This is a genomic window from Streptomyces ipomoeae 91-03 (assembly GCF_000317595.1).
GTDB lineage: Bacteria > Actinomycetota > Actinomycetes > Streptomycetales > Streptomycetaceae > Streptomyces > Streptomyces ipomoeae.
Genome location: NZ_AEJC01000106.1, coordinates 15,456 through 27,012, shown reverse-complemented (window position 1 = coordinate 27,012; position 11,557 = coordinate 15,456). Strand labels below are relative to the sequence as shown.

The following is an 11,557-nucleotide window of genomic DNA, read 5'->3' as shown; positions in this document are numbered from 1 at the left end:
TCACGGCCTCCCCAATTCCTGGTCATGGGGATGGGGGTACGGCGAATTCGCTTGATTTTCCTCAGCCATGGCTCACTCGTGCGGGTGTCAGGGTGGGCAAAGGCGCAGGAGCAGATTGATAGCGCGGGCATACATATGACTGATCAACGGAGTGGATTCGGATAAACGGGTGGCAGTGTGCGCGGTACGACTGCTGCCGATGAGCGGAGAAAGGGGCAGTCATGGCCACTCAGCAACGCCGCCGAAGAAGATGGCCTGTGTACATCGCGGCCGGTTTTCTCGCTTCGGCCGCCTTGGTGCCGGGGCTGGGACACACTGCGGACGCCACCGCGACCGAAGAGGTCGCCCGGACACCTGTGCCGACGGTGTCCCCGCCGACGACGCCCGGGCCGTCAGCATCCGCATCGGCAGCATCCGCATCGGCAGCATCCGCATCGGCAGCGCCCGTGCCGGTGGCGCCCGTGCCGGCAGCGCCCGTGCCGGTGGCGCCCGTGCCGGTGGCGCCCGTGCCGGTGGCGCCCGTGCCGATGGGACCTTCGGCGGCGGCCACCGCTGTACCCCCCGCACAGGCTGTCCCACAACCCGCCTTCGGCGCCTACCTCGATTACGGTCCCAGGGGCGTGGCCCGTATGGCCGGGTTCAGCCGGTGGCTGAACGGGGCCGAAGTCCGCGTGGGGCACACCTATCTGCCGGGCGACCGCTGGAGCAACATCGAGGGCCAACCCCTCTACCTCGACGCCTGGGCGGCCTGGCGCCGGGAGAGTCAGGACCGGATGCTCGTCCTCAACGTGCCCATGCTGGAGCGCAACGAGGAGGGCGTGTCCGACATCGAGGTCCGCGCCCTTCTGCGCCGGGGCGCGGCCGGTGAGTTCGACGCGCACTACCGCCGTCTGGCCGAGCGGCTGGTCGAGTTGAAGGTGCCCGACACCGTTCTCGTGCTCGGCTGGGAAATGAACGGCACGACGTACACCCATCGGTGCGGGCCGGACCCGGAGGCCTGGAAGACGTACTGGAACAGGATCGTCACCGTCATGCGTTCGGTGGCGGATCAACGGTTCCGCTTCGACTTCACGCCGAGTCGCGGGCGTGACGCCGTTCCCTGGACGGAGTGCTATCCCGGGGACACCACGGTCGACATCATCGGCATGGACACCTACGACCAGCCGCGGGGACTGTCCTTCGACGGACATGTCACGGAGCCGTACGGGCTGCAGCAGCACGTGGACTTCGCGAAGGCGCACGGCAAGCCGATCTCGTATCCGGAGTGGGGCCTGTTCCGCAACGGCGACAACGCGGAGTACGTGCGGCGCATGCTCGCCTGGATCGACGCGCACAAGCCGCTGTACCACACGATCACCGACTACTGCCCGCACGGCATGTGGCAGTGCCGGCGGAACCCGAGGGCCGCCGAGGTGTACCGGGCCGCGCTCGCCGGCCCCCTGCCGATGTCCGAGTCCTCACCGGTGCCTCGCCGGAACTGCTCACCCATGAACCTGGGTGACTGGGTCGAGCACTGGCTCGGCGGAAGGCTCTGCGTCCGCTTCGACTGGTGGTCGAGCCTGTGGTGATCCCGCAGGTCCGCGGGGGAGGCGGCAGGCTCAGTTCTTGCCGCCACCCCGTTCCTTCCACCCGCGCACGAGTTCCCTGACCCGGTTGCGCGCGGAAACCTCGCAGACGACCGCCGACAACAGCGGGGCGGTGCGCCGCCGGGCCAGCAGCAGCCGCTGGTTGACCACGGGTTCGGGGAGCCAGTGGCGCTTGTACGGCTCGTCGCCGCGCAGCAGGCTGAGTGTGTCGCGCTCACCGGTGCCGGTGTGCCGGGCGCAGGCATCCAGCAGCATCACGGCGACGTCAGCCTTCCGCTCGCGCAGCCGCGGATGGGCACCGTACAGATAGCCGCCCGCCAGACGCGGTGACAACAGCGTCAGGTCGACGGCCACCACCTCGCCGTCCAGCAGGAACTCGGTGACCACGGCGTCGCCGGAGCGCACCATCGGGCCGACCGCGCGCACCAGGTGTGCGCCGAACCGTTCCTGGAGGTGTTCCGGCGTCACCCCGCGGCCCTGCCACTGCAGTCGGTGCAGCGCGAGGAGCCGCCGCAGCGCCGCGTCCACCTCGTCCGGGGCCGCGGTCCGGCGCGTCACGCCCAGCGCGGTCAGTTTGCGCAGCTTGGCCCGTACCCGCTGGGCCTTCGACGAGGGCAGGCGGGCCGCGAGTTCCTCCATCGGTACGGCGGGCAACTCCAGGCAGAGCGAGTCGCGCAGCCGGCGGCGCGGTCCGTTCCAGTGCTCGTAGACGCGCTCGACGGCGCCGCCCGGCCGTACCTCACGGAAGTCGATCAGCGCGGTGCTCGCGGCCGCCGACAGCGCCTCGGCGAGCGCGGGCGCCGCCCGGTCGGCATGCTCGTCGTCGAGCAGCACGTCCCCGAAGTCGGAGATCGCTCCGCCCAGCGGGACGAGCCGGGGCAGCGGACTCCCGACCCTCATCAGTGGTGCGACCGCGCGGAGTTCGCCGTGTTCACCACCGTCGCGCACCAGCACCAGCCGCAGTCGGCCGGGCCTGCCGTACGAGGTCCACCAGGAGTGCAGCCAGGCGTGGCTCTGGAACGGGGTCGCCGCCCCACACCTGCGGTACAGCCGCTCCCAAGCCGGGGCCAGCGCGGCGAACTCCCGCTCATCAGTGCACAGTCGCACCCGCAGGGCGCTGACATCGGCCCGGACGGTGCCACCGTCGGCCCACCGAACCCCGCTCACAGCTGACCGCGCCCGTCGGTGGCGGGGGCGGGGCCGGGCACACTGGCCGTGCGCGGCCCGGCGGCGGTGGGCCGCGGGCGGGCCAGCAGCGCGAGGCCGCCCAGCAGGCCGCCGGCGCTCGCGCCGACCAGGCCGGTCAGCGCCGATGAGGCCGAGGACGGCTCGGTGGGCTTCACGGCCCGGGAGAACTGCAGGAGTTCGACATGCGTGGCGCTCTTGGCGTGGTTGGCGTGCCGGGTCAGCGAACGGGAGACCGCGTTGGCCATGTCGGCGGCGAGATCGGGGCGTGCGGACGTGGCCGTCACGCCGACCATCGGCGCGTCCGGCGAGGTCGCCGATCGCACGCTCTCGCGCAGCGTCCGCACCGACACGCCCGCCCACACCTGGGCGTCCCCGAGCACCGCGAGCTGCGTGGCGACCCGGCCGTACGCCTGGGCGAAGCCGAGCGCCGCCTGCGGTTCCGACTTCCCGGTCGGTACGGCGACAACGTATGCCGTGGCCGAGTAGGCGGGCGGAGTGAGGACGCCGTACGCGCTGCCGGTCAGGGCGCCGAGCAGGGCGCCGGCCGTGGGCATGAACCACGGCGGCAGCGCTCTCAAACGCCTCAATGGCCGCATCAGGCGTGGCGGTGTTGCCAAGATGGTCGGGGATTCGGTCTTGGAGGTCATCAGAGGGTCACTCCCAGGGGTGACGGGGACGAGCAGGAAACGGCGTCCGCGTACACGTCCATGAGCCGTGCGGCGGTGCGCGTGATGCAGTAGTGGTGGGCGGCGGCGGGGGCCTGGCGGTCCGTCGGGCGCGACGGTCCGGCCCCGGTCAGGGCGCGGGTCTCGGTCAGGGCGCGGGCGAACGCGTCCGCGCCGCCCCGCACCCGGCGGGCCCCGGCGGCGAGGCGCGGCGGGAGGTCCTCGACGGCGGGGCAGGCGGCGTACAGCACCGGCAGCCCCGCTGCCAGACCCTCCACGACGGCCAGGCCGAAGGACTCCTCCGGGCTCGGTGAGGCGAGCACATCCATCGCCGAGGCCAGCGAGGGCAGATCCAGGTCGCGGGTGCCATCGGGCTCGTACGGCCGTTCGCCCGTGAACAGCACCCGGTCGGTCACCCCGGCCCGCTGGGCGGCGCGCCGCAGCGCGCTCTCCTCAGGGCCACTGCCGACCAGCAACAGCCTGTAGTCGCGGGGGAGTCGGGCGAGGGCGTCGATCAGGACGCCGAACCGCTTGCCCGCGGTCAGCCGGCCGATGCCGCCGACGACGTACGCGCCCTCCGGTAGCCGGAGCCGACGGCGGGTGCGTTCGCGGCCGGCCGGGTCGAAGCGGAAGCGGGCCACATCGATGCCGTTGGGCACGATCTCGATGCGGGGCTCGGGCACGCCCCAGCCGCGCAGCCGGTCGGCCACCGTGTGCGAGACCGCGACCGTGGCCTGGCCCAGCCGCTCGCTGGCCAGGTACAGCGCGCGCACACCGGCGGTCAGGGCGCGGCCCTCCAACTGCGTGCCGCCGAGGGAGTGTTCGGTGGCCACCACGGTCCGGACGCCCGCCAGGCGCGCGGCGATCCTGCCGTACACGCAGGCCCGGTAGAGATGGGTGTGCACGAGGTCGTAGCCGCCGTGCCGGATCAGGCGGACCAGGCGGGGCAGCGCGGACAGGTCCCGGTTGCCGGACATGCCGAGGTGGACGACCCGGACGCCGTCCGCCATCAGACCCTCGGCCACCGGGCCGGGGTTGGTGAGCGTCACGACGTCGCAGTCGACGGGCAGGTGGCGCAGCAGCAGCCGGAGTTGCTGCTCCGCGCCGCCGACGCCGAGGCCGGTGATGATGTGGAGGGCCTTCAACCCGGGCATCGCGGGGGCTCACACTCCCTCGACGGGGCGGCGGTGCAGTCGGTGTTTGAGGCGCAGCCGCCAGGCACTGTCCCGTTCGCCGACGTGGACGCGGGGGAGGGCGTGCAGGCCGGTCAGATCGCCGGGATCCGTGGCGCAGGCGTAGCTGTAGCCCGCTTCCCGTACGGCGTCGAGGACTCGGCGGTCGACCTTCCCGTACGGGTAGCAGAAGCCGTGGACGTGAGCACCGGTCACATCGCGGAGCAGTGCTCTGCTGTCCCTCACCTCGGCATGGAGCAGCGCGTCGTCGGCCAGGGTCAGGTCCACATGGGTGAGGCCGTGCGAGCCGATCTCGACGCCCTCGGCGGCGGCCTGCCGGATGCCCTCCGCCGACAGCAGCGGCTTGCGTGGGCCGCCCGGGTCCCAGGCGTTGTCGCCGTCCAGCCTGCCCGGCAGGACGAACAGGGTGGCGCCGCAGCCATGACGGAGCAGCAGCGGCAGGGCGTGCGCGACGAAGTCGGCGTACCCGTCGTCGAAGGTCAGGCCCACCAGGTCCTGTCCCTCCCCCCGGGCACGCGCGGCGAGCAGCTCACGCACACCGACGCCGCGCAGGCCCCGGCGGCGGAGCCAGCCGAGCTGCCGGTCCAGGCGGTGGGGCGAGACGGTGACGCGGTACGGGTCGTGGGAGCAGTCGCCCACGGAGTGGTACATCGCCACCCACGGGGGCGGGCCGGATCTGAGTCGGGGCGTGTCGGGCGTGTCGGGTCGGGCCGTGCCGGGTCGGGGTACGGCGGAACGACCGCGGTCAGCGAAAACGGGCATGTGGAAGCCTCCGGGTGACGGTGCGGAGTGCGGGTGTGAGGCCCTGCCCGCCCGGCATCCCGGCGAGCAGGAGGAAGACGAGGGCCACGGCTGTGCCACCGGCCGTGAGTCCGAGGGCGGGGGAGTCGACGAGGGCCGCGCCGAACCCGCCCAGCCCACAGGCGACCACCGCGGCGCGCAGCGGTCTGCTCATCCCGGCCAGTACCTGCCAGGTGCGGATCGGCACGCTGTGTGACCCCATGCCGTACAGCAGGATCAGGGCGGTGAGGGTGATGCCGGCCGCGTTGGCCGCGGCGATGCCCAGCACGCCCCATGAGTCGACCGTCGCCGTGCCGATCCACGACGTGGCGACGATCCCGGCGGTCATCGCGACGACCGGGTACCAAGTGGGCCGCCCCGCCGAGAAGTACGAGCGGACGAGCGCGCCCACCAGTGCCTGGCCGAGCAGCCCCAGCGCGTACACGCGCATGACGGCGGCGGTGGCCGCGGTGTCCTGCGCGGTGAACGCGCCCCGCTGGAAGAGGAGGTGGATGAGCTGCGGGGCACACGCGACGACGGCGGCGGTGCCCAGCAGCACGACCCACGACACCGCCCGCAGGTCGCGCTCGACGCGGTCACGGGCCCGCTCGATGTCGCCCTCGGCCAGCGCCTGCGACACGACGGGAAAGGTGACCGTGCACAGCATCAGGGCGAGCACCATCGGCATCTGCGCCACCTTCTGGGCGAAGTTGAGATGCGAGATGGCGCCGGCGGGGAGTGTGGAGGCCAGGAAGCGCTCGATGAGGACCTGGGACTGGCGGCACAGGGCGAAGAGCAGGACGGTGACGAAGAGGACGAGGTTCATGGCGCGCCGGTCCGCCGCCGGATCCGCGGGATCCGCGGGGTCTCCGGGATCCGCGAGGTTCCCCGGATCGGCGGGGGCGGCGGGGGCTGCGGGGTCCATCGCGTTTGTCGTGTCCATCGCGTCGGCTCCGAGGGCCGCCTGTCGGCGGTGCAACAGCCTTAACAGGGACGGCAGTTGGGTGACGATCATGAGCGCCCCGCCCACCGCGACGCCGATCGCTGCCGCGCGTACGCCCCAGCGCCCGCCCAGGACGAACATCCCCGTGATGACGGCGGTGTTGTAGGCGACGTAGATGGCCGCGGGCGCGACGAACCGGCGGTGCGCGCGCAGGGCCGCGCTGCAGTAGCCGGCGAGGCCGAAGGTCAGGACGCAGGTGCCGGTCAGCCGGGTGCAGTCCACCGCGAGCCGGGGGTCCGGGAGCCCCGGCGCCAGCATCTCGACCAGGTACGGCGCCCCCCAGATGAGCAGCGCCGACGCCACGGCGAACGCCGGCACCAGCCGGGGCAGCGTGCCGCGGACCAGGGCGCGCACCGGGTCGCCCGTGTCGCCGCGGGCGCGGCGGGCCACGACCGCGCTGAACGCCGGTACCAGCGCGAAGGCCAGCCCGTCCTCGATCAGCAGCGTCGCCGCGAACTCGGGCACGGTCCAGGCGACGAGGAAGGCGTCCGTCTCGCGCCCGGCCCCGAAGAGGTGCGCCAGCGCCTGGTCCCGGCCGAGGCCCAGCACGGCACCGGCCAGGGAGAGGACGACGGTGACGAACGCGGCCCTGGCGAGGAAGCCCTGCGAGACGAACGTGGTTCTGCCACCGGGGTCCGGGGCACCAGGGACGTCCGGGGCACCGGGGGCGTCCGGGCAGGAGCGTGCCGCGGCGGCCGTGACGTCCCCGGCCTGCGGAGGGGTGATGGTCATCGTGGAGCAGCCTCCTCGGAGGACTCGGAGACGGCCGGTTCGGGACCGGCCAGCGCCCACCACGCCGTCAACCCGAGACAGACGGCGGTGAGGACGGTCGAGGGCCCGCCGATGTCGGCGTACGCGAAGTCGATCAGCTGCCAGATCAGCAACCCGCAGGCGATGAGCCCGCAGTCGAGGCCGGGGTCCCGCGCTCTGCGGGCGCCGATCAGTCTCCGCACCCCCAGCACCAGCAGCGCCAGCCAGCTCCCCGCCAGCGCCAGCAGCCCGATCAGTCCCTGCTCGCTGAGCACCAGCAGGTACATGTTGTGCGGCGACAGCAGCGGCTGCTTCCGGAACGCCGCGCCCGCGCCCTCGATGTCGCTGCCCGACGACAGCGCCAGCGAGGCGTGGCCGTCGCGGTGCTCGGGGAAGTCCTTGAGACCGACGCCCGTGAGCGGACGCTCACGCCACATGTCGGCCGCCGCCGCCCACATCGTGTACCGGTCGGTGACCGACTGGTCCGGCGCGTCGCCGACCTGGCCGATGCTGCTGAACCGCTCCTCCAACAGTGTGGAGCCGACGCCGAACCCGCCGACGAGGATCACGGTGACGGCGGCCACGACCGCGCCCGCCGTCACCGCCCGCCGCAGGCCCGCCAGCACCAGTTGCGCCGTGCAGGCGACGGCCGTCGCGATCCACGCACCCCGGCTGAAGGACACGGTCAGCGGTACGACGAGCAGCAGCCCGCACCCCACGGCCCACCCCCGCTGTCGTACGGACCCGGGTGCGAGAGCCAGGCCCACCGCGCACACCAGCCCGAGCGCCACCACGGTCGACATCCCCATGACGTCCGCCGACCCGAAGGTGCCGACCGCCCGGATCTCCTGGCCCCTGTACGAGGCGCCGGTCCCGGTCGCGTACTGGTGCACCCCGACGGCCCCCTGCCACATCGCGAGCGCCACCACCGACCAGGCCAGCAGCCGGACGTCGCGCAGGTCGCGGACGAGCAGCAGGACGGCGGCCGGGACGAGCACGAAGATCTGCAGACAGCGCACGAACCCGGTGAGCGCCGCGCCCGGGGTCATGGCCCCCGCCGCCGCGATCGCGAACCCGGCCACGGGCAGGCCCAGCACGACGGCGGCGGTACGTGACAGGGGGCGCCGCCGGTGCCACAGCAGACGGACCGCGCACGCCAGGACGACCACACCGGAGGCGGCGTCGACGGGCGTCGCGCCGCCCTCGTGGCCCGGAGCGACGGGCAGCGCGAGCAGAGCGATCACCGCGACCACCGGCAGGACGGGCATCAGCCCGCGTGCGAAGGCCAGGGCGTATGCGTGGCTCACCGGCGTTCAGCTTCCCGTCGGGCGCACCAGCGCGGCGGCCGTGCGCAGCAGGATGCACACGTCCTGCCACAGCGACCAGTCGTCGATGTACGCGTTGTCGAAGCGGGCGCGGTCCTCGATGGAGGTGTCGCCGCGCAGCCCGTTGATCTGGGCCAGCCCGGTGATACCGGTCCGCACGCGGTGGCGGGCGGCGTAACCGGGGTGGGCCTGGCTGAACCTGGCGACGAAGTAGGGGCGTTCGGGGCGCGGGCCGACCAGGCTCATGTCGCCCCGGAAGACGTTCCACAGCTGGGGCAGCTCGTCGAGCGAGGACCGGCGCAGGAAGCGGCAGAACCGGCTCATGTCCCGCTCGCCCACCACGCTCCAGCGGGTCGCGGCCTCGCGCGCGTCGGCCGGGCGATGGCTGCGGAACTTCAGCAGCGTGAAGGGGAGCCCGTCCTTGCCGACACGCTCCTGGCGGAAGACGACCCCAGGCCCCTCGCTGACTCGCAGCACGACCGCGCAGGCCAGCAGCAGGGGGCCGGCGAGCAGGAGCAGCACCCCGGAGACCAGCATGTCGAGGGCGCGCTTGGCGGGCCCGACGGTGCGTCGGCCGGTGTCCAGGCGGCGGCAGGAGAAGCCGGCGATCCGCTCGCGCGGGGCGCGGGGCCGAGCCACACGGCCGGTCCCGTGGGGTGCGCTTTCTGAGTCGTAGACCGTGCGACCGCCCTCCTCGTACGCGGGACTCCCGACCCGGTCGTACGACGGCACCTCCGCGTCGACCTCCCACAGCGCACAGCCCGCCTCGGCCAACTTCCGTACCAGCGAGTCCCGTTCGCCCGCCGGGCCAACGAGGAGCACGGCCCGCACGCTGTTCTGGACGACGGCCCGCTGCACCTCCTCCTCCGTGCTGAGAACCGGCAGCCCCGCACCGTCGGCCGTGTCGCCGGCGAGGACGCCCACCGGTCTGAGGCCGCACCCCGGGCGGCGCAGGAAGGCGGCGGCCACGCGCTGGGCGGTGGCGGCCGGACCCACGACGAGGGCTGCGGCGGGGTTGCGGAGCAGCATCCGGCGGCGGCGCCAGTGCACCACGCCGCGGCCGGCGCAGTCCGCCGCCACCTGTAGGGCACAGCCGGTCAGCAGGGTCCGGGCGGACAGAGCGTGTGCCGGGGAGAGCGCCGCGACAAGCGCCGCGAGGGCACACCAGCTCACCGTGATCCGGGCGCAGACGGCGGGGAGTTCGTCCAGGACGGTGGGCACGGCGGCAGGGCGGTACAGCGCCGCCCGCGCGTTCAGCCAGAGGACGGCGAGCAGCAGCGGCACGGTCAGCAGGGGGTGGGGGAGGGCCGGCACGGCGGTGAGCGCGGCCATCGCGTCCATGACGAGCAGAGGCAGCCCTGGGGCGTGCCACGCCGCGGCCCGCTGCCTCGCGGGGAAACCGGAGCCGGCGGAGGCCCCGCGCGGGGGAAGGACCGAGACGGGCAGGAATCCCTGCTCCGGTTGCTGGGCTGCGGGAGGGAAGACGGTGCGTTCGACAGTCACGGGCGGATGGACTCCCTGTACTCGATGTGTTCCTCGGTCACCGTGCGTGCGTAGTCGAGGAGTTCGCAGTAGAGGGCCGCGACCGCCTCGGCCGAGAGCCGCACGTCGTGCGTGGTCAGTACGTGGCGGCGCCCCTGGTGGCCGAGAGACTCGCGCAGCAGCGGATCGAGCAGCACCTCTGTGAGCGCGTCGGCCAGCGGGCCCGGCCGGCCGGGGGGTACCAGACAGTGCGCCCGGTGACCGGGCGGCAGACTCTCGCGCGCCCCGGCCACATCCGTGACCACCACGGGCCGTCCGCACGCCATGGCCTCCAGCGGTGCCAGCGCCATGCCCTCCCAGCGGGAGGACAACACCACCAGGTCGGCGGCCTGGTACCAGGGCACGGCGTCGGCGACGGCACCGGCGAACAGCACGCCCTCGGGCGCGCGGTGCCGCAGTCGCTCCTCCTCCGGCCCGTCCCCGACGAGCGCCAGCCGGGCCCCGGGCACCCGCCGCAGCACCGAGGGCCACGCCTGGAGCAGCACGTCCTGCCCCTTCTGCCGGCACAGCCGTCCCACGCAGACCACCAGCAAGGCGCCCGGATCGAGGTCGGCGAGCGGTGCGAGGGCAGGTTGTACGGCGGTGTCGGAGGCGGGACGGAAACGTTCCGGGTCGACACCGTTGGGGATCACTCGCCAGTGGGCGTGCACTCCGGCGCGTACGCCTCTCTCGCGCTCTGCCTCGCTGACACACACCACGCGGGCAGCCCAGCGCGCCGCCCACCGCTCCCACGCCGTGGCAGCCGCCGCAGTGACCCCGCCGACCGCCTCGAACGACCAGGCGTGCGGCTGGAACACCGTCGGGATCCGCCCCCTGACCGCCAGCCGGGCGGCGAGCCCGGCCTTGGCGCTGTGCGCGTGCAGCACCTCGGGCCGGATCTCGTCCACGACGCGCGCGAGCCGGCGCACCTCACCGGGAAGGGAGCGTCCCGGCGCGCGGGTGGCGTGCCAGTGCCGTACGTCCACGCCGAGTTCCCGCAGCGTATGGGCGAGGCCGCTGTCGGGACACGCGACCGCGACGTCGAAACCGGCCGCACGCTGCGCACGCACCAGCTCGGTGACGACGTGGGCGACGCCGCCGTCCACCGGCTGGGTGACGTGGAGGACACGCGGCGAAGTCCCTCGCCGCGTCGCGCCGCGCAACGACCCGGTAGGCCGGCTGACCATCACCGTGTGAGTCGACCCGCGGGGCGGCCGTCCCACCCTGACGGGCCGTCGGGCGGGCGGACCCCCGTGCGTGTCGCAGTGGAAAGACCCCGGGCGTGACGCATGACTGGCGTTGCCCTTTCGCGAGGAACGTCATGTTTTCGGCTGACTTATGACGCGTCACTCTAACCCGGAATACCTCTCATATCGGGCAAGAGGTATGAAGGGTTCAAATTCCCCGCCTCGTGTCGATGGTCGCGCTGTCGCTGTCGCGTCCGGGTCGGCGCGTCGCTCCACTCCCGCCTCGTGCGCCGACGTGCGCGCCGCCCCACTCGTCGATGTCGTCGCCGACAACTCCGCCGGGGTGCTGCGCTGAACGG

Annotated in this window: 10 protein-coding genes; 1 reads left to right on the top strand and 9 read right to left on the bottom strand. The window is 73.3% G+C overall.

Annotated elements, in window-relative coordinates:
• Positions 1 to 229: 229 nt before the first annotated feature.
• Positions 230 to 550, bottom strand: coding sequence for a hypothetical protein (locus STRIP9103_RS51305; RefSeq protein ID WP_009301745.1), 321 nt, complete (start codon positions 548 to 550; stop codon positions 230 to 232).
• On the opposite strand from STRIP9103_RS51305, the gene STRIP9103_RS06995 reads away from it, so the two are divergent.
• Positions 447 to 1,568, top strand: coding sequence for a glycoside hydrolase family 26 protein (locus STRIP9103_RS06995; RefSeq protein WP_234022138.1), 1,122 nt, complete (start codon positions 447 to 449; stop codon positions 1,566 to 1,568). The genes STRIP9103_RS51305 and STRIP9103_RS06995 overlap by 104 nt on opposite strands.
• 30 nt (positions 1,569 to 1,598) lie before the next feature.
• On the opposite strand, the gene STRIP9103_RS06990 is transcribed toward STRIP9103_RS06995, so the two are convergent.
• The 8 genes from STRIP9103_RS06990 to STRIP9103_RS06955 all read right to left on the bottom strand — a co-directional run bounded on the left by STRIP9103_RS06990 (position 1,599) and on the right by STRIP9103_RS06955 (position 11,198).
• The gene (locus STRIP9103_RS06990) at positions 1,599 to 2,693 is read right to left on the bottom strand and encodes a GNAT family N-acetyltransferase (RefSeq protein WP_009301733.1); all 1,095 of its coding nucleotides are present in this window, start codon (positions 2,691 to 2,693) and stop codon (positions 1,599 to 1,601) included.
• Between the two features lie 56 nt (positions 2,694 to 2,749).
• Entirely contained in the window at positions 2,750 to 3,370 is a 621-nt protein-coding gene (locus STRIP9103_RS06985; protein ID WP_048819843.1) for a YveK family protein, read from the bottom strand.
• A 50-nt stretch (positions 3,371 to 3,420) separates the two neighbouring features.
• Entirely contained in the window at positions 3,421 to 4,593 is a 1,173-nt protein-coding gene (locus STRIP9103_RS06980) for a glycosyltransferase (protein WP_009301717.1), read from the bottom strand.
• A gap of 9 nt (positions 4,594 to 4,602) precedes the next feature.
• Positions 4,603 to 5,283 carry a polysaccharide deacetylase family protein gene (locus STRIP9103_RS06975; RefSeq protein WP_048819839.1) on the bottom strand — a complete coding sequence of 227 codons (681 nt, stop codon included), beginning with the start codon at positions 5,281 to 5,283 and terminating at the stop codon, positions 4,603 to 4,605.
• A 94-nt stretch (positions 5,284 to 5,377) separates the two neighbouring features.
• The gene (gene murJ / locus STRIP9103_RS06970; RefSeq protein ID WP_009301723.1) at positions 5,378 to 7,147 is read right to left on the bottom strand and encodes a murein biosynthesis integral membrane protein MurJ; all 1,770 of its coding nucleotides are present in this window, start codon (positions 7,145 to 7,147) and stop codon (positions 5,378 to 5,380) included.
• Positions 7,144 to 8,433: an O-antigen ligase family protein gene (locus STRIP9103_RS06965; protein ID WP_063747270.1), complete on the bottom strand. Its 1,290-nt coding sequence runs from the start codon at positions 8,431 to 8,433 to the stop codon at positions 7,144 to 7,146. Before STRIP9103_RS06965 ends, murJ begins: the two co-directional genes overlap by 4 nt.
• A gap of 45 nt (positions 8,434 to 8,478) precedes the next feature.
• Positions 8,479 to 9,993: a sugar transferase gene (locus tag STRIP9103_RS06960; RefSeq protein WP_009301755.1), complete on the bottom strand. Its 1,515-nt coding sequence runs from the start codon at positions 9,991 to 9,993 to the stop codon at positions 8,479 to 8,481.
• On the bottom strand, positions 9,990 to 11,198 hold the full coding sequence (locus STRIP9103_RS06955) for a glycosyltransferase family 4 protein (protein ID WP_048819838.1): 1,209 nt from the start codon (positions 11,196 to 11,198) through the stop codon (positions 9,990 to 9,992). Before STRIP9103_RS06955 ends, STRIP9103_RS06960 begins: the two co-directional genes overlap by 4 nt.
• Positions 11,199 to 11,557 lie beyond the last annotated feature (359 nt).